The following is an 18,582-nucleotide window of genomic DNA, read 5'->3' on the forward strand; positions in this document are numbered from 1 at the left end:
ATTTTTAAAGGATAGAATACTAATATACATTCTGAAACTTATTATTCTTTTTATGGTCAAAATCAACAATAATAGAAATCATATTATCCGTTTCGCTAATAGAGCATCTTTTTAATAATTAATACCCTACTCCCTTCATGAATCAGGAAAAAGCTTTTTGAAATCTTCTTTATCTATAAAATATTGTAGGTAAAGCTTTACATTTTCTTCATAAACTATTTTCAGATAAGCAGGATCCGAGTCTTTATTATTTTGTCGCATAGAGCGAAGTTTAGGATCAGAACTGCGAAAATGCAGAATAGGCAAAGGCTTATCTATTCTGCCATAAGAAGGATCAGTATTTTGTTTTTTATTATAATACATATATATGTCAGGCCAAATTGTTTTATCCTTATCTTTATCTCCAAATTGCAGAAATTCAGAATTCATTCCTCCACCTTCACTTATTACGTATGTACTCACATACTTATTAAGTTCCTTACAAAAAAAAGTATAAGTATCGGCACGTATATAAGACATATTTCGATTACTAAAATAAGTCATCTTACTAACTATATCCGTACCTAATCTTTCATCATCTTTGGACAAAATCCCTCCAACATGCGGTACAATATCTATCTTTTTTAATTCTGAGTCAGTTATAAATTGTTTAATTTCTTTATTACTAATATCTCTAGGTCTCAAAAAAATATAACTTATTATAAAAAACAATAATGCCGCGCCAAACACTGCTCCTAAAAAATACCCTATTCCTTTCATTATTTATTCTTTGCTATAATATTAACTCCTTTTGATTTCAAATTATCATCAGATAGTTGTCTAAAAAATTTGATTGTATCATCATATAAACTGTTTTCATAAACATCGAAACCAGCATCTACTACTGCTCCAGCCACGCCCCAAGCAAAACCTTTTGCCAGTCCTTTTCCTAATTCTGGATTAAAAGTCTGTCTGGCAGCCGCAAGATACAGAGAGGAATTTAAGCGAAGTGCTGCACTGGGATAAGCTGATCTTACAGAAGCACTTACTACACCAGGATAAGCTTTTATAATATCTACATTATTAAGCGCAGAATTCATCAATGCCGGATTATACCCCAATTCCAAAGCAGTTCCTATACCAGCATCTCTTCCTGCCTGTATCGTTCCGTCATATATTGATGTTCCAGCAGAGTCGCGGGTTGTTTTATAATTATCATTGTTGATACGAGCTTCTATTTCTTCTTTTCTTTTATCCTGTTTACCATTTTCTCCATTTGTATAGTTCCAAACGGTAAGAGGAAAACCAAAGGCAAGGTTTCTTGGATCTCCACCTGAAGATAATACAAACAACCCTCCCTGTATAATTTGAGAATTAAGATGAGCATTATATTCCTCCGTATTGTTAGCTGCAATTTTTTGTGCTGCGGCTCTTGCCAACACGGGATCAACGACTAATGAAAGTGCTCCACCTTTACTACAAATCAGTTTAGAGTTTTGGATAAGGGCTTTATGACCATTTAAGGTAACGGTATCATGTACATTGATCCATTTCGATTTTGTGGTAAAATCACAGTCGTGATTGGCTTCTCTATAACTTGCAAAAGAAGAAACACCTACTGCGGCTATAGCAACTCCTGCTGCTACTAAGAGTAGACCTCCTGTTGCTACTGTAGCAATAGCCAATGCTCCTATGGCTACAACTGCCGCCAGCATTTTCAATCCACCCCAAAATTTACTATTAATATTACAAACAAAAGCCAGTTGTAATTTTAAATCTTTCTCAGTAAGTAAATATACTTTTTTACTGGCCAGGAATACATCTGCTGTATCTCTGTATCTGACAATGGTGTTGTCCATAGGAGATTTCATCTCTGTACAAACCATCATGGTGCCTTCAGGTATAAATGATTGTGCCATTATTCAAATCGCTTTAGGTTAAAATCTATGAGTAGTTGAACATTATTTTTCACTTCTTCTATCACAGTGACATGAGACTCCTGTAAAACATGATCAGTTTTATTCCAGATAAAGGTTTCCCTATAGCTGAAGTTATATTCTGAAAAATTAAACTGTACCATCGGCTTAATTCTTTCATTATACAGATTCACTATCTTTTCCATATTCAAAGAAGGATACTCCATAGCACTCACCCTTCTTATTTTCAGTATTTCATCAGTTTCCTCAAGAACAGTTGATGTAAAATTAAGAATCACCGCTTCTTTATCAAATAAAGTAGAATAATAAGTACGGGAATACTTCTGAAGAAAATCACGATTTCCCTGCAAATGTTTTGTAAAAAACAATTCATAGAACATTTTATTATAATAATCTTCTATAAGTTTTTTCTCAGGTTTCAAAACAGCTTCAACTCCGGCAATAAAATCATCTATATCTTTTCTGTTCTGAGATAACTTCAAAACAGTTTTTCTGCTTTCAAGCCCTGCCTTATAGTGATCCCATTCATCAATTATTGATTTATAGTTGATAATTTTTTTAATTTTTCCTGATTCCGGATCTAATCTAAATACAGAGTTACATTTTATCTTATCTATTTCGGCGATAAGTTCCATGCCAGCTTGTAGCATCTGAGGTGAACTTGTAACATGGCTTTCCTGAAGCAGAACACTTGCCAAAGTATTGTTCTGATCCAACCCTACTTTATACTGAGATTTGTAAGTACTATTATCTACCATTACTTGCTCCAATACCGTCCCAACGATCATTTCCGTCCTGTACATCAAATTTCTTCCGAAATGAATTTCCTCAAGATCTTCAGCAGAACTTTTTTCATCAATGGTTACAATTGGATTTATAATTAAATGCCTGATATGAATCGGGATTTCTTTTCCATAAATCTGTTGAGTCATCACTGCATTTTTATTATGAAACGCCACAAGTTCTTTTACATTTATGTTAAAATGTGCAGCGATTGTTTCTAAGGAATCTCCTCCTTTTATTTTATAGTTTACCAAATTCATTTTTTAATTTATGTCTACTTCTGTATCTCCTTTTATTGTCACAATAGGTGCTTTAAGAGATACACTTTCATTACCTTCCATTCCGATTCCGTTTGCTCCAAGGGCAATAATCTTTCCTTGAATAATAATATTACCATCAGAAGTCATTGTAATAGAACTGCTTCCTGTAACCAATTTTATTTCAGAAAAACTTGTAATATTTACTTTACCGGCGTCATCCATCGTTATTGTAGATTTTCCTTTTCCAACATCAATTGTATTTTTCTTCGCAATATTGGTAGTCTGACTGTTTCCAATAAATTCTTCACTATTATTACTTACTTCTGTTTTGATATTACCGGTTCCACTTAAAGTAACATGGTTTCCACTCCTATCTTTAATCTCAATTCCACATCCATCATGAAACTGAATAATATTTCCGCTCTTACTACTTAAGCTCATCACATTATTCCCTGCACCACCTCCGGCACCAATACCACCATGGAACATTCCTCCCATTACAAAAGGGCGGTCCGGGTGCTGGTGAACAAAATTGATAATCACCTGGTCTCCAACTTCAGGAATAGACATAAATCCTCGGTTTTTATTTACTTTATCACTGCTTCCTGCATCCGGAGACATCACACGGATAAATTCTGTAATGTCCGGTCCGTTCTGCCAGTCAAACTGTACCTGAACTCTTCCCTGGTTTTGAGGATCTGTATTGGAAACTACTTTGGCAAACTGAGCTTCCGCTCTCGGTGTTTCAAATTCCGGACGTGGAATATAGCCTGTATCTGCAGCAATAGCTTCAAATTTGCCATCATAATATCCTCTGGCATCTACTTCATGAGTAACTTCGATAATCATCAACTTGGTGAAATATGAGGTTTCGTTGCTTTCTGCTTTGCGCATTTCAATATCGGCAGTACATCCCGGATATAAGAAAGGTACAGTAGTAGTACCCGAGGTGATAAATACCTCAGAAGCCTTACTGCCGGCAGTCCCTTTTTGGGAAGCATCAATATCCATAAAAGAGGAAGCTTTTATAGGTGCAACTCTCAAAGATGGTGTTGTAAAGGTTCTTTCCGAAATTTCGTAAGCACGTCTTGCAATATCTGATGTATGATTGATTTTTGCACTTCCCCCTGTCATCTTTTCATTTTTACTACTGTTGTAACCATAGAAAGAAGGGCTCACATGCTGGGCTTTCATTTTGATTGCAATATCACTTACGCTACTTCCATAGGTAAGTTTGACAGGTTTTTCCTGAGGCGGAAGCTTACCAAAATGTAATACTTCTCCATCATAATAAAACTGTTCACCATAAGCTTCAGCCATTCTTGCCAGATAATTATAATGGGTTTCTTCGTATTGTGAACTGTAAGAAACGTTTCCATGTTGAGCATCAACTCTGAAATCAAATTTATTCTGTCCCAGTCCTTCACTGATTACATGATAGGCTATGCTGTTCAAACTAATGGGCTGGCTTCCTCCAAAACTCTGAATATGAGGTGCCGCATCCAAAAGTACAGTAGGACTGTAGCCTTTAAGGACAATATTCCCAAGGCTTCCTTTTTCCTGACTGAACCCAACTTCTGTAACTACACCCACGAAATTACGTTCCGCTCCTTGTATAATATCTTTATATTTGAAAACCACTGTTATCCTTTTTCCCAGGAAATTTTGTGCTTCTTGAAGGTTATGATTTTCTGCACTCCCCAATGTATCATGGGCCAGCGTCAGGCTAAATTCATGATGCTTGGCAGCACTCTGCACCAATTTAAAATGTTTAAAATGCTTAATAATCTGCCCTTCGATAACAACATCTAGCTTCACCACACGGTTAATTCCGGCGATAATACTTTGAGGAATAGCTTCAGCATTATGTATCTTTGAGGTAGGCTGTTTCGCCCACACTTTATTTTCAACAATGGAAGGATTGTTCGGGACAAAGGTTTGGTTCATGAACATATCTGCCCCTTGTACAGCGCTTACACTCTGCTGTCCTGCTTTCACAGCTTTCTTCACTTTACTGCCCGTTTTATTCATCTTTTCTTCTGCTTTTTGGGCAACATTTTCCTTTACATTTTTCAGTTGCTCTTTACTGCCTTTGATATCATTCTTTGGGCTATCTACTTTAATTGTCTTGTCATCCTGAAACATAGTGTTTTGTGTTTAAGTTAAAATTAAATAAACTGCTGATTATACAGCAACAGAATCAAAAATATAAGGTTAGATCTACATCATTTGTTTTTTTTAAAAAAACTGATTTCTGAAATCCGTGAGTCCTTATGAAAAAACAGGACAGCATACTCTTCCGAGCGCACTGTCCTGTACCAATTTTATTTTTACTAAGATGATGAATAGGCTTATTTACCTGCCGAAGGCCACAGTCCAGCGTATTGAGAAGTACCGTAGTCGATAGTTTCAGCACTGATTACGAAGCTAATCAACATACTGTTGCTGTCGATAGCATCAAAATCTACTTCGTGCTGGATAACGTATCCGTTCTCCCATTTTAAAGTAATTAGAGTTCCTTCTTCGTGAGACTTGTTGAAAACGATCTCTCCCACAGTTGGCTTATATTTTCCGTTCAATAAGCTTTCAAGGATGTCTGATTTTTCAGTAGCTTCTACTGTAACTTTGATAAGTGCGTTAGAAGGGTCTGATGCTACACGTCCTGAAACGTCCGTAGATCTTGCTACGCTGTAGTTTAGCTTTAATAATTTCTGACCTTCTCCGTTGTTGAATTTTAAGATTCCTCTCGAATTTCTTTCTGCCATGATTTGTAAATTTTAATCGTTAATAATATTTTGTGATTCGGTGATTGTATAGCAAATATAGAGGCTCTTTTTTCGGAAAAAAAACTTTTAACTATAAATCTGAAAAATTGTAGTAATTCTACGACTTTTTGTAGTAATTCTACGATATTAGATTTAATAACTCTACTTTAACCATTGTAAACAAAGGATTTTAAAAACTTATAAAACACTGATAAAAAGGATCATTTCCCACATCAAAGAGAGATATTAATACTATTTAAGATAAAATTAACACATATTAACTTATGCTTAAAATTATAATATGAAAAGATCAAATGCTCCAATTTTTGACTGAAAAATTTAAAAACCCAGCTTTTTTTATAAAGTAATTCATTCTCTTCAATGCATATGTTGATTTTCTTATTATTTTTCTCAAAATAAATAAGGATGAAATGCATCAAAAAAAATAACCAAACCTATTACGGTTTGGTTATTATTTATATTATTGGTGATTTTAAGGTTGTACCCCTGCACCTGCACTTTCTTTTATTGATCTGGTTAGTATTTTATTTTTTCTGAGAAGAAAATCTGGCATCAGATCAGTGGGAAGATAAAAAGAGCTTTCCCCTTTTTTCTGCAGCTCTTCTGTGATCCCAGGATTCCACGCAAGAATTTTATCTACTTCCACATCCAGCTCATCAGCGATTACACTTAGATTAAATCCGGCATTGATCTCTGTTTCAGAAAGGGCTGCATCTGTTACTTTTCTATTTCCATCTTCAAAAAACACCTTATTGATCCTTGCAGAATTATAATTGCTTAACACGCTCTGAAGTTCTCCTGTTGCATAGCAGGCATTCAGATATTTTTTCACGTGATTGATAGTTTCTGCAGGAAGATATCGGTAGAATTCGTGATATTGGCTGGAGCCTGCAGCCTGCATTGCCTTGGCAACATTTCCTTCACCACAGTTGTAAGCAGCGACCACTGTTACCCAGTTATTGTATTTCTTATATAAATTAGCCAGGGAAATAACCGCTGTTTTTGTGCTTTTATACACATCTGTTCGTTGATGTTCTGCAAGACCATACTGGTTGGCATGTGCTGTCATCAGCTGCCATACTCCTACGGCTCCCGCTCCGGAGGTAATATTTTTGTCAAAATGAGATTCAATAAGGGCTAAGTTTCTTAAATGCTTTGGAAGTCCCTTCTGCAGAAGTAACTGTTCAATAAATTCAACAAGGTCTTTGTTTGAATTAATGATTCCCTGATATTTTCTTACGCTGCTTTCTGAGGTATCTGATGCCGCCAGAAACTGGCCGTTTACCAAAACGACTGTTCCCAAAAGCATTACTCCTGTAAAGATATTTCTGACAATGGTTTTCATCTTAATGTTATTTATAAAGCAAAAAGGCGAATTCTATCAATTGCCTTTTTGCTATTTACTTTCTTAATTAATCTACTTTCCAGCTTGTTTTTTCTTCTTCCTTATTCCAGTCTACATGAATCGTTTGTCCGGATTTCACTTCTTCTCTTACAATCATTTTAGAAATAGGTCTTGCCAGTTGTGCTCGGATCACTCCGGAAATCTGTCTGGCTCCATATTTACTGCTGAATCCGCCAAGCGCAAGGTTTTTTACAGCCTCATCAGTAATCTTTAAGGTAATTCCCAGTCTTGTTAATGAGGTATGAAGCGACTTCAACTGAATATTAAAGATTCTTTCTGCGATGGATTCAGTAATAGGGGCAAAAGGAATAATTTCTGTAATTCTGGCTAAGAATTCCGGTCTGAATCTTCCTGAATTCGACATAATCTGCATCAGTGAAGATGATTCAGGAACTTTTCCTTCTTCAAACTGTTTTACGATTTCTTCACTTCCTATATTAGAAGTGAATAAGATCAAAGCATTACTGAAATCTCCTTCTTTTCCAAGTTTATCATGTACTTTTCCTTCGTCCATGATTTGAAGGAACACATCGAATACAGAATGGTGAGCTTTTTCAATTTCATCAAATAAAACTACCGTATAAGGCTGTTGTCTGATTTTGTTGACTAGCATCCCTCCTTCTTCATATCCTACATATCCCGGAGGCGCTCCATATAGTAACGCTGCGGAATGCTCTTCTTTAAATTCCGACATATCAAAACGAACCATAGCCTTCTCATCGTTGAACAATAGTTCTGCCATTGATTTGGCTAGCTCTGTTTTCCCGGTTCCGGTAGGTCCTAAAAGGAAAAAAGACCCGATAGGTTGCCCTGGCTTGTTTAATCCGCTTCGGTTTTCGACAATAGCATCGGAAAGGATTTTTAATGCATGATCCTGACCTACTACCCTGTTCAATAGAAGGGATTCCATATTCAGGAGTTTTTCTTTTTCCTGAGCCTGAATCTTCCCGATTGGAATATTGGTTTTGGCAGCCATTACAGCAGCAAGTTCCAAACGGTCTACCTTTTCTCTTTTCTTGGCAGCATGCTGTAGAAGTTCTGCATAGGTATCTTCAATGATCTTTTGGATCTGATCTACTGGCATTGAGTTGTCTAAAGCCGGCTGTTCATTCAATGATCCCCATAAAATAGGGCTTATTTTATCTCTTAATAAATTATAAGTCCAGATCAATTCGTCTGCCTTATCTTTATTGTCAAGGTATTCTTCTTTTAAAATGGCATCATAGCTTTCTTTCCAACTGTCCAGTTCTTTTTCGGAAAGTTCGTCGAGCATTTTAATGGCTGCCATAGTTCTGTCTAATAAATCGATGGCTGCATCCGGTAATTTTTTTCCTTTTGCATATCTTTTTGCCAGACGTACACATTCCGGCAGGGCTGTTTTTTCCACTTCAATACCGTGGTGTTTTTTATAGCCCTCAAGAAGAACATCAATCATTTTTACACAAGTCTGCTCATCCGGTTCATTCACGGTTAATACCTCAAAACGACGGTTGAAAGCCTGTTCCGGTTCAATAATTTTTCTGTATTCTTCCTGAGTGGTAGCGCCGATAACCGTAATTTCTCCTCTTGCCAATTCTGGCTTCAGTAGATTGGCAACGTTTCCGATGCTTCCTTTTGAATCTAAAAGGGTATGAATCTCATCAATGAAAAGAATAGCTTTTTCTATTTTCTTACATTCATTGATCACTTTTTTCAGACGGTCTTCAATTTCACCTTTGTAAGAAGTTCCTGCAAGTAATGCTCCTGTATCCAGTTCTAAAAGGGTTCCGTTTTTAAGCATTTCCGGAACGTTTCCTTTTGTAATTTCTATAGCAAATCCTTCTACTAAAGCAGTCTTACCTACTCCCGGTTCTCCAATGATGATTACATTCGGTTTACTTCTTCGGCAAAGAATCTCTACCAACATTCTCAGTTCTTTGTCTCTACCAATAATGTTTTCAAGGCTTCCGTTTCTGGCTTGTGCAGTTCTGTCTACACAATAACTTTTAATGGATGGAAAAGACGAATCTGTAAAATCTGATCCGTTGGAAAATAATGATGCAAAATCGCCGTTTTCAGAAACTGTAAAAGGAGTATCTTTTCTATATAGGTTGAAGATTTCATGTTCTCTCAGTGGCAATGACTTCAGTTGCTGAAGTGAAAACACTATCTGAGGTTTTACAATGGCAGTAAGGATGCAGATTGGAGTAATCTCATCCAGTCCCAATTTTAAACGGATATCATCAGCTTCTTCTACAAGTGTGTCTACCGCTTCATCTTGTCCTACTTCATCGGGAAGATGACTCGTTTTAGGGTATTCTTCAATACGTACATCTGCCCATTCATAAAAATAGCCAGGATCTTTATCTATGCTTTTTAAAAATTCATTAAGACCAATATCTTTATGCATTAGAGCCTGCAAAATATGCGGACCTCCATAAGTGCCATTATAATTTTCCCTCGCTATCGACTGAGCAATATGAAATAGCTGCTTTACTGTTTCGTTGGTTACTAGTACTCCCATTTATAATTTTTCTTATATTAATATTTGCGTTCTGTTTTTACTATTGTTTCCAGATGATTTGATGTTTTCTGAACCTGTACTTTTTATTGCTGATGACTCAAAAATCAAAAGCGGTTCTTTTATTTTGCTAAAATTAAATATTTTATTCTAAATATGATAAAGATAGTTAATTCTTCAATTAGAGAAGTAACAACCGTCTTTTTTTATCCTTTCTCCTTTTTCAGACAGGAAATAAAATACCACATTTCTATTACCGAAGTACCATTTTTCTTATATATTCAGAAAATATAACAGGATCAGGCTTAACCACTGAAGTCCGATATAGATATAAAAAATCATGGCTGAAGGCTCTGCCAGTTCATGTAATTTTTCAATTAGTGTGGTTTTTATGATATCATAAAAGTCTACGTTTTCATCGCCTAAATTCAATTCATCAAATTTCACTTTATTCAGGGCATATCCCAAGACCCTTTTAAGGATTTTATTTTCTGAGCTATTTTTGAATTCATTTACCAATCTTACTTTCGCCAAAGCATAATCTGTACTGTTTCGAACTAAAACCGGTTGGTTATTTTTAATTTTATTAACTACTTTATCAATAAAAGGAACCAAAATCGTTTTGGAATGATCCTGAACAAGTCTGCTGATAATTCTCGACATTCCATATTTTGTAGAGAAAATACCTATACAAAAAGGTGCTGCAATCATTAGAAGGTAAAAAAGCCCTGCAGACAAAGGTTTTGCCATCACGGTCACAGTCAGAAATGCAATAGCTCCACTATGTCCTAATGATGATCCTAAACTTTCCGCCATGATATAGATTCCCAAACAGAAAGTAATGACTGTGGACAGGATTCCAATGGCATAAATTTTAAATAGACTGAAGATAAATACAGCAGATAGTTTTGAAAAATATTTAAGGTGATCTGTGATTTTGTTCATTAGTGTTTAATTTAATAACATGGTTTTGTTGGATGAAGAATGCTTTCACTTATGAGCGGTACAATATAATCAATATTTTTATTGCAAAGGAATCCGTAATAATCCCATATTTTTAATGGTTCATCCTCTGCAATAGCTATATCCTTTTAGAATTATATTATGATTTTGAAAAGAAAATAGGAATGGTACTACCAGCTATATTTAATTTTTCCATTCTTTATACAATTATCTACCTCTGTTTTTATGGGACATTTGTAACAATCCCCAGGAATAAATTTAAATGAACCACTAAAGGAAATTTCTTCGTTGATTATTTCTGATGTATTTTGAACACAAACTTCTGTTGCCGGTAAATAATCAAAATCGTTTTTCTTTATTTCTTTTTTATAAACAGCATTGTTATAACTTAGTTTGCGGATAATAAGAGTCTTATTTCTTTTGTAAGCCAGATAGATCCAACTGCTGCTTCCATCTGAAATTGAATTGAACTTTAAAATTTTAATATTCCCTTTGTTTGTTATTTCTAATATTCTTCCTGCCTGTAATTTCCCATTTTCAATAATCACAGGAATCTTAATTTTTATCTTTTTATTTATCCCAAGAATATCTTCCTGATAATAACAGTATTCACATGCTGTTCTTTCAGTTTCTTCATACAGTTTTCCAATAATTGAATCATTTTTGTATACTGAAATCTGAGCTTTACTGTTAAAAACTGATATCCATAATAACAGGAAAAAAAATATTTTTTGAGCCGGCTTCATAAAATATGAATTATTGAAAGGGAAAGAGCTCCAGTCGCTTACCCAAATAAATACCAAACACAGATTAGACCAGAAGTTCTAAAACTTTTCCAAATCAGAAAAACTTAAATCCTGTATTTTTGGCAAAGCATTGATTTTTAGCTCTTTTTTCCTTTTGTTGAAGAGTTTCTCAGAACCAGTTACCTGTTCATACTCAATTTTCGTTTTGGCTATTAAGTCAATTCTCGTTTCAAAAGTGGTATCTTTTCCATCCCATATTACCCGTGATATTTTTACCAATTCAAAATTATTTTTATTCAGTCTGAATTCATAGCTGCTTTTCCGATTATTAATATCAGTAAGCATTTTTAATATACCATCCTCAATAAAAAAATCCGGAATTACATTACCATTATGTTTCCCTTTTTTATCAGCCGGATATTCGTTTTCAATAAGTTTTGTAGAAGAAACGACCAGTTGAAGCTTTTTATCGGGCTGGGAGAGGAATATCTGTACTCTTACGGGTCTGGTATCATCTATCACATCCATTTCTACCATAATCCTGTCATTGCGTTTATCATTATTCAGATCCCCCACTTCTTCTTGTACCAGAGATGTATAATTGTTTTTATTAGCAGTTTTCTGTGAATATAAATTAACATTGGCCAAGAGAAGAAATATAACAATGGATGATGATATTTTTTTCATAATTATTTTTAACGGATTAATAAAACATGGCAGTTAAAATGCTTCTAATAATGATTGTAAAAAAGATTTAGAATCATCTATATGATAGAATACCATATTTACGGTAAGCCAGTAGACTGAAAATAGTAAAAATATAAACAATATAAAGATCAGAAAAGTGAGTAATAACCTATTTAATATGATTTTAGATAGATAATATATTAGAGAAAATATTATTGCAGGAATAATTGCTCCAATGAGACCAACATTAATAACGACTTTGCCAATACTTTTTGCATTTACTAATTCTTCATATCTATGCAATAAAATATACCAGCCAGACAAAATAATTGTACATAAAATAAATATCAATAAACTTATAATAATATTTTTCTTACTATTTCCCATATATTTATTTCTTGTTATATTTTGCTTTTTTTTCAGAACTGAATGCACCTTTTAAACCTTCCTCAACTTTCCCCCACAATTGGGTATGGCTTAAGCTATGAGATGCCATAGCTAAATATGCCAGTGAACCCGGTCGTTTTTTCATATCATCCTTAAATGTTTCTTCATCTTGCTCTGTAACTAACCCCGCATAATATCTTGTGACAAAGGTATCATATCGTCTAAGGTTTCCTCTTAAAATTTTAAGTTGTGCGTCTAAATTTCCTGTTACGATATATTCAGCATCATCAATATAGCCAATAATTTTTTTCAATTCAAGGGGTTTAATAAACTGACTAAATAACCTCATCAGCAAATCTTCCAGCTCCCGGGCGTGTACTGCACCTTGTGCTCCTTTTAAAAAAGCATCAAATTCTTTTCTCTTATTTCTGGAATTATAGGGATCACTTTCAAAAATAGGTACATCTATAATGGAAAGTCCTTTGGTTTGCTTTTTGGGAGTCCAGGATGTTTCGTCAATACTATCAGTGATTCCTTTATTTTCTCCAAATACACCCGCTAATAAACTTAAGAGATAGCTATCCTTTGGACTGCTTTTAATGTCAAACAAAATATTTAAAACCCTCAGCCCCTGTGTCAGATTTAAATTTTGTGCCCATGTCACTTTATCATACCCTTTTGTTATGCCGGCATTATAATTATTATAGACATCATAGGTCCATCGTAAGAGATTATTTAAAAGGCTAATAAACGAATCTTTTTCTTTTTGCAGGTTAGAATTTTCAATTTTTAGAGAATCAATATATTGGATAAACTCTTTCGTCATCATATTTATTCCTAAAAAAGCTTTTGCCATTTCTTTCCATGCCGGAATTGCTCTTTTCTTATGGCTATTGGGAAGACCTATCCCCTTAAGATAAGTTAAAATAGTATCGTTATTTACACTTTTCAATGTCTCTATACCCGTTTTAAATTTCTCTACCTGAAAAGACTTCAATAAGCCTTCTAAATTGGTCAAACTGAAGTCTGCAATCAATTGTTGGGTCAGATCATACTCATTATGAACGTTAATGATCTTACAGTCTTTATGTAATTTTCCATGATTCAACTGATGTTTCTTCTGGAAAAAAGGAGTTGATAAATACGTTATACTTTTAACTTTCCATTCTTTAGGAAATTCTGTAATCTTACGAGGCTTCAAAATACTGGATTTTGCAATCATATCCTTACTGGAGATAAGCTCTGTAAACTGATTAATAACGTTACCACCATGTGAATGACCAATGAGATGCAAATGTACCTCCTGATTTTTCCAGCCGGGATATACCCTTAACAGCAGATCAAATAATCTCTCGGAAGCTTTGATTCTTTCCTTAGTATCATTGTCACCAGACCAACTGAAAAAATCCCCTTCAATATGCAAATCAGTAAACTGAGGTCTAAGTTCCTTGATTTTGTTCCATAAATTATTTAAACTTTCCTTTGTTTCTTCTTTGGTCTTTTCATCAATATATTTCCAATAGCTTGTATTGGCCTTATGTTTCGTTCCTTCAGTATTTCCAGGATCTGTAGTTCCAGCGACAAACATAAGAATATCAATAATTCTCCCTTTTCTTTTAGGAGAATCTTCGGGGTCTCCATATTTTACCCCTTGTTCTACACCAGTTTCTGTTACAGATTCTCCAGCAGAGGTAATAATATTTCCTTTGGAATACATACTGTGTCCCTCCTGAGATATTTTGGTATAAGTTCCTTTTACAATTCTCGTCCTACTCATAGCTTACTGGTATTAAAATTTCCGTAATGTCTCAACTATTATTTTTCACTGATGATTTTACCGGTATTGGCATCCATCTGATAAACAACAGGCTTCCAGGCAGCAGGTTCACCGGGAGATGTTTTCATGATTTCCATGAGTTCTTTTTCTGAAAGTTTTTTTCCCTGCATGATCATAATATTCCAGACAGGAATATCCTGATCATATACAATATCATATTTATGGGTTCCGTCATCATTTAATCTTCCAGCTCCTGTTTTAAGGTTAATATACCCTTTTTTATCCAGAAAATTCAATACATCCTGATACTTTATCTTACCGTAATTTTGATCTTCATCTACCGTTTTCTCAAGCTTTCCGCTTTTGTCATAGTATTCGGATTTTTCTATTTTCACTGTTTCACTTACTCTGGTTTCTTTTTTCTTCAAGTTTCCGTTAGGATAAAATTCTTTGTAAACATAGAGGAACGATGGTTTAGGAAGTAATTCTTCCAAAGTTCCTGCTTCATCTTTTTCCGGAGCAGACATTGATAAAATGGTGTATCCGTTTTTCAGTTCCAATATTCCGTTACTTTCCTGGTATTTTTTAAATAAATCAAAATCAAATTTTTCAACCATAGTACTCGTTTTGTGATTCTTTTGAGTTTCTTCTTTTTTAGACTGGCAGGTGCATATTACAAAACATAATATGGAAAGGTAAATTAATAATTTTTTCATTACAGCATAATTTTAGAGTTCAACACTTTCCATTGCCACTTAAAAACACTTATTCTTGGGATTTGTATATGGTGGCAATAGTCCATAAGATTGTTTGTTTTATAAGCTTCGTAAGTATACTTTGCCGGAGCATTCCCATCAAAAGTATGCGGAAGTCCCAGCGCATGCATTAATTCATGGGCAACCGTTTCTTTTGAATGGGTATAAAACTGAACGGTAAAAGTGGTATTAAAAAATGAAAAGCCATTGGTATATGAAGCAATTGCCCCATTCTTCCACCCCGGATACACATCTTCTATAAAAAAGACTTTGAAATGCGAATCATACTGGCTGCCGTATTTATCCTTAAATTTCCCTTCCAGATAGTCCCTTAAGCCAGAGGAATCGTTTATATAATACTTTCCGTTAATCTTTTTACAGAACTTGAATCTGAAGGCATTATACAGAAGATTCCCTGTACAATCAATAGAAAAAGAATTCTGAATGGTTGGGGATACCAACGCCTGATTCAGGCATTCTGTAAAATACTGCTGACTGCCCGGTTTGGGCTTTCCTACTTTAATAACGTCATTAATATCGGTTTTTACGGAAATAAAAAGGGCAGAAATCTTTTTGATATGCGCTGCAGAATTGGGATGAATGAGTAAGGCACCACAGATTTCTCCATCTGCTTTTACATATAACATTTGTTCTTTGCTAAACTGTTCCTTACAGGTTATTTTCAGGTAATTGGACTTATCATATTTCCCTACTTTAATCACTCCAATCTCTTTAAGGTTGAGGGACAGGTATTTTTCGGCTTCTTTATCTTTGAACTCAAAAGTCAGCTTTTGAGGTTTCTCTTTAATTTCAATTTTAAGGGTTAACAATGCTGATTTTCCTTTCAGTAATGTAAGCACCGGTATTGGATACAGATAAGGTGTTTTATTGACTTTCTTCCAGGAAATGGAAAGGCTTTTGTAGCTTTTCAGCTTTTTGTCATACATATTGAGATCTTTGTGGAAATTGGTATTCCAACTGTTCCCATTTTTAAACACGGTGACATTATCAGTTTCACAATATTTTCCCATGACGGCTCCGAACCAATTATCTCCCGGTTGTCCGGAATCTCCTTCTCTTAACCAGTCAAAACCAAAATCTGGATTATCTTTGTACTTATCATGAGGCCTGAATTTCACTAAACATTTAGCCACCACTTTTCCAACGGGTGGTTTTGAGGGGTTTCCATAGCTTACACCACCAGTTGCCCCGGTTTCGGTTATTGCAGATCCGGCGGTGGTAATAATATTCTCGTTAGAATACATGCTGTGTCCTTCCTGAGATATTTTAGTATAAGTGCCTTTTACGATTCTCGTCCTACTCATAATGTATGATATTTGATTTTTCGTAATCCCTGTTTTTATTTTTACATCCCTTTATAAAAAGATACTCCTAACATAATATTTATTGAGTAGATTCTTCTTTATATATTATTTATACTCTTTCCTATACACTAACTTTCCATTATCCCATTTTTCTTTTTTGATGACTTTTCCGTTTTTATCATAATACTTCCAGATTCCTTGATATCTTCCCTCTAAGAATTCTCCTTCTGCAAAATTATATGGAACAAGTTTAGGATTGTCATTTCCTGAGGTTTGATAATATGAATAAAGGGTTGTTTTTCCATCAATTATGTTGCATTTATCATTGGCATTCAAACAGAACAAACTATCAACATTTTTTTTCAATTCTGAAGAATTAAAATAATAAGATAATTTTTGGGGTAGTTTATCAATTAATTTATTTTTATCATGTTTTGGTGGTTTTTCAAATTTTTGTTGTGCACAAGAATTTAAAAAAAAAGAAAATATAAAACAAAAGCAAATATATAGTTTCATAATATTATTTATTTTCAGTTATAGAGCCATAATAACTTTTCACATCATTCTGCATGACCTGCCACTGCCATCTTATAAATATGTTTCTAGTACTAGAATAGTCCATAACATTTAGAGTCAATTTTTCTTTAAATTTATATTTGTTCTCCTTATAGACCTTTAGATTATCCTCATCTTGTTTTATTTGCTTTTCACCCTTTTCAATATTAACTTTCCCTTCATCAATTTTCTCCTGAATATCCTTATTAATTTTTCGAGTTTCAGAGTTTTCCTTTTCTAATTTATCTATCCTATCTTGAGCTTCTTTTTTATATGGATAATCTGGTTTCTTTTTTTCGTTGGTCCATTTGTCAATTTCTTGTTGCCTAATTCTGATATTTTCCTTGTTTTTCTTCAAAGCAACTTCATTCCCTTTTGTAATTTCTTTATTTCTAGCTGTGGTTTGTTTATTTTTAAACAATCTCGATTTCAGCTTTTCTAGTTCTTGCTTATATTCTAAATCTCTCCAAAAATAATGTTCCAATCCTAGCGCATGAGCAATTTCGTGAGCATATGTAGATTTATTCTTTAAATTGGAACCAAAAACGATTGCTTCCCGAAAGTTTACTGGTTGAGTTCTGCTCACACCACCTTCGTTATCAATTGGGTCTTTATCGATATTTGTAATAAAAAGTAAAATACCTTTAAATTTCTTACCATCAGTTTCAAAAGCTGTTTTGTATTCCCTTAAAAACTTATCTAAAATATGTTCATATTCTGCATCTGTATGTTCCTCTCCATCATCATCAATATAGGATACTTTCCCTCCGGCAGTATCTTTCCTGTTAGTAAAATAATTTCCTGTTTTATTATAAAATGTGCCATTCCAGGCTGTTTCATCAAAAGCAATACGATATTTACTATCTATTTCTACCGTTGTCTTTATCAATGCCTGATTAAGAGAATTTTGATTTAAATACTCTTCTATTTTATCCGTTTTAAAATCTGAAATCAATTGGGAAATCTCAGCTTCCTTATTTGGAGAATCTTTTACTACACAAACTAATCTAACTGGTAAATCATAAATTCTTGTATTGTCGATTGCTGTAATTTTACCAATTTCTTTTTTATCCTTGTCTACTGCAACAATTCCCACTTCTTTAGAAGCTTTTATACATTTTATGATAATTTCCTTTGGTTTTCCGTCTGGTATGTATTTTATATTTTCGTTCTTTTTACCATCAATATCCACTTCATAATACTCATTTTTCCCAAAGGAAATTTCAGCTTTACTTATATCATCACCTGCTTTTATTGGCTTACATACCATGTTAAGCTTTATTTCCTGATTAAGCTTCATTAAGCTCAGCCAAGGAATATAGTAAGGTACTTTTAGAGGGAATTTATTATAATCTTTCTTAATCCCATTTTTTAAATCAGGACTAGAGCTTATAGAAACATATTCTTGTTTAGACCCATCAAAAACAAATTCCAAATTCGCTATATCATCGGTCTGTATTTTCAATATGTTATCAGAACTATCTGTATTAAGCCAGTCAAAACCAAACTCGCCATTGTAAGCAGGTAAAGGTTCAAATTCAATATATAATTCAACACCTGTTTCAAATTCAATAAAAGGGGGGCTCTTCGGGTCACCATAGCTTACTCCGTTCTCTACCCCTGTTTCTGTTATTGCTGCTCCGGCATTTGTTATAATATTGGCATTGGAATACATGCTATGGCCTTCCTGAGAAATCTTGGTATAAATACCTTTAACGATTCTCGTTCTGCTCATGG

Annotated in this window: 15 protein-coding genes; all 15 read right to left on the bottom strand. The window is 34.2% G+C overall.

What is annotated here, in order from left to right:
• Nucleotides 1–135: 135 nt before the first annotated feature.
• The 15 genes from EG344_RS06145 to EG344_RS06215 all read right to left on the bottom strand — a co-directional run bounded on the left by EG344_RS06145 (nucleotide 136) and on the right by EG344_RS06215 (nucleotide 18,580).
• The gene (locus tag EG344_RS06145) at nucleotides 136–759 is read right to left on the bottom strand and encodes a hypothetical protein (RefSeq protein WP_123908724.1); all 624 of its coding nucleotides are present in this window, start codon (nucleotides 757–759) and stop codon (nucleotides 136–138) included.
• Entirely contained in the window at nucleotides 759–1,898 is a 1,140-nt protein-coding gene (locus EG344_RS06150; protein ID WP_123908725.1) for a PAAR-like protein, read from the bottom strand. The genes EG344_RS06145 and EG344_RS06150 overlap by 1 nt, the downstream gene beginning before the upstream one ends.
• On the bottom strand, nucleotides 1,898–2,959 hold the full coding sequence (locus EG344_RS06155) for a LysM peptidoglycan-binding domain-containing protein (protein WP_123908727.1): 1,062 nt from the start codon (nucleotides 2,957–2,959) through the stop codon (nucleotides 1,898–1,900). The genes EG344_RS06150 and EG344_RS06155 overlap by 1 nt, the downstream gene beginning before the upstream one ends.
• Nucleotides 2,960–2,962: 3 nt before the next feature.
• On the bottom strand, nucleotides 2,963–5,104 hold the full coding sequence (locus tag EG344_RS06160; protein WP_123908729.1) for a type VI secretion system Vgr family protein: 2,142 nt from the start codon (nucleotides 5,102–5,104) through the stop codon (nucleotides 2,963–2,965).
• A gap of 206 nt (nucleotides 5,105–5,310) precedes the next feature.
• Nucleotides 5,311–5,724 (bottom strand): type VI secretion system tube protein TssD, encoded by a 414-nt coding sequence (tssD, locus tag EG344_RS06165; protein ID WP_123908730.1) that lies wholly within the window; start codon nucleotides 5,722–5,724, stop codon nucleotides 5,311–5,313.
• 493 nt (nucleotides 5,725–6,217) lie between these two features.
• Nucleotides 6,218–7,090: a lytic transglycosylase domain-containing protein gene (locus EG344_RS06170; RefSeq protein WP_123859313.1), complete on the bottom strand. Its 873-nt coding sequence runs from the start codon at nucleotides 7,088–7,090 to the stop codon at nucleotides 6,218–6,220.
• Nucleotides 7,091–7,157: 67 nt separating this feature from the next.
• A complete protein-coding gene (locus EG344_RS06175; RefSeq protein WP_123908731.1) occupies nucleotides 7,158–9,653 on the bottom strand; it encodes an ATP-dependent Clp protease ATP-binding subunit in 2,496 nt (831 codons plus the stop codon).
• A gap of 270 nt (nucleotides 9,654–9,923) precedes the next feature.
• Entirely contained in the window at nucleotides 9,924–10,595 is a 672-nt protein-coding gene (locus EG344_RS06180; protein ID WP_123908732.1) for a hypothetical protein, read from the bottom strand.
• 188 nt (nucleotides 10,596–10,783) lie between these two features.
• Entirely contained in the window at nucleotides 10,784–11,359 is a 576-nt protein-coding gene (locus tag EG344_RS06185; RefSeq protein ID WP_123908733.1) for a hypothetical protein, read from the bottom strand.
• A gap of 78 nt (nucleotides 11,360–11,437) precedes the next feature.
• Nucleotides 11,438–12,046: a hypothetical protein gene (locus tag EG344_RS06190; RefSeq protein WP_123908734.1), complete on the bottom strand. Its 609-nt coding sequence runs from the start codon at nucleotides 12,044–12,046 to the stop codon at nucleotides 11,438–11,440.
• A 391-nt stretch (nucleotides 12,047–12,437) separates the two neighbouring features.
• A complete protein-coding gene (locus EG344_RS06195; RefSeq protein WP_123908735.1) occupies nucleotides 12,438–14,210 on the bottom strand; it encodes a hypothetical protein in 1,773 nt (590 codons plus the stop codon).
• 38 nt (nucleotides 14,211–14,248) lie between these two features.
• Nucleotides 14,249–14,926 carry a hypothetical protein gene (locus tag EG344_RS06200; RefSeq protein WP_123908736.1) on the bottom strand — a complete coding sequence of 226 codons (678 nt, stop codon included), beginning with the start codon at nucleotides 14,924–14,926 and terminating at the stop codon, nucleotides 14,249–14,251.
• Nucleotides 14,926–16,290 carry a hypothetical protein gene (locus EG344_RS06205; RefSeq protein WP_123908737.1) on the bottom strand — a complete coding sequence of 455 codons (1,365 nt, stop codon included), beginning with the start codon at nucleotides 16,288–16,290 and terminating at the stop codon, nucleotides 14,926–14,928. The genes EG344_RS06200 and EG344_RS06205 overlap by 1 nt, the downstream gene beginning before the upstream one ends.
• Before the next feature lie 105 nt (nucleotides 16,291–16,395).
• Nucleotides 16,396–16,806 carry a hypothetical protein gene (locus EG344_RS06210; protein ID WP_123908738.1) on the bottom strand — a complete coding sequence of 137 codons (411 nt, stop codon included), beginning with the start codon at nucleotides 16,804–16,806 and terminating at the stop codon, nucleotides 16,396–16,398.
• Between the two features lie 4 nt (nucleotides 16,807–16,810).
• Nucleotides 16,811–18,580 (bottom strand): hypothetical protein, encoded by a 1,770-nt coding sequence (locus EG344_RS06215; protein WP_123908739.1) that lies wholly within the window; start codon nucleotides 18,578–18,580, stop codon nucleotides 16,811–16,813.
• Between the last annotated feature and the right edge of the window lie 2 nt (nucleotides 18,581–18,582).

It is taken from the genome of Chryseobacterium sp. G0162, assembly GCF_003815715.1.
In the GTDB taxonomy this organism is placed as follows: domain Bacteria; phylum Bacteroidota; class Bacteroidia; order Flavobacteriales; family Weeksellaceae; genus Chryseobacterium.

Excerpts from the sequence above, each read along its gene's own strand:
- EG344_RS06145 (WP_123908724.1), bottom strand. The coding sequence starts at position 759 with ATGAAAGGAATAGGGTATTTTTTAGGAGCAGTGTTTGGCGCGGCATTA.
- EG344_RS06150 (WP_123908725.1), bottom strand. The coding sequence starts at position 1,898 with ATGGCACAATCATTTATACCTGAAGGCACCATGATGGTTTGTACAGAG.
- EG344_RS06155 (WP_123908727.1), bottom strand. The coding sequence starts at position 2,959 with ATGAATTTGGTAAACTATAAAATAAAAGGAGGAGATTCCTTAGAAACA.
- EG344_RS06160 (WP_123908729.1), bottom strand. The coding sequence starts at position 5,104 with ATGTTTCAGGATGACAAGACAATTAAAGTAGATAGCCCAAAGAATGAT.
- tssD (WP_123908730.1), bottom strand. The coding sequence starts at position 5,724 with ATGGCAGAAAGAAATTCGAGAGGAATCTTAAAATTCAACAACGGAGAA.
- EG344_RS06170 (WP_123859313.1), bottom strand. The coding sequence starts at position 7,090 with ATGAAAACCATTGTCAGAAATATCTTTACAGGAGTAATGCTTTTGGGA.
- EG344_RS06175 (WP_123908731.1), bottom strand. The coding sequence starts at position 9,653 with ATGGGAGTACTAGTAACCAACGAAACAGTAAAGCAGCTATTTCATATT.
- EG344_RS06180 (WP_123908732.1), bottom strand. The coding sequence starts at position 10,595 with ATGAACAAAATCACAGATCACCTTAAATATTTTTCAAAACTATCTGCT.
- EG344_RS06185 (WP_123908733.1), bottom strand. The coding sequence starts at position 11,359 with ATGAAGCCGGCTCAAAAAATATTTTTTTTCCTGTTATTATGGATATCA.
- EG344_RS06190 (WP_123908734.1), bottom strand. The coding sequence starts at position 12,046 with ATGAAAAAAATATCATCATCCATTGTTATATTTCTTCTCTTGGCCAAT.
- EG344_RS06195 (WP_123908735.1), bottom strand. The coding sequence starts at position 14,210 with ATGAGTAGGACGAGAATTGTAAAAGGAACTTATACCAAAATATCTCAG.
- EG344_RS06200 (WP_123908736.1), bottom strand. The coding sequence starts at position 14,926 with ATGAAAAAATTATTAATTTACCTTTCCATATTATGTTTTGTAATATGC.
- EG344_RS06205 (WP_123908737.1), bottom strand. The coding sequence starts at position 16,290 with ATGAGTAGGACGAGAATCGTAAAAGGCACTTATACTAAAATATCTCAG.
- EG344_RS06210 (WP_123908738.1), bottom strand. The coding sequence starts at position 16,806 with ATGAAACTATATATTTGCTTTTGTTTTATATTTTCTTTTTTTTTAAAT.
- EG344_RS06215 (WP_123908739.1), bottom strand. The coding sequence starts at position 18,580 with ATGAGCAGAACGAGAATCGTTAAAGGTATTTATACCAAGATTTCTCAG.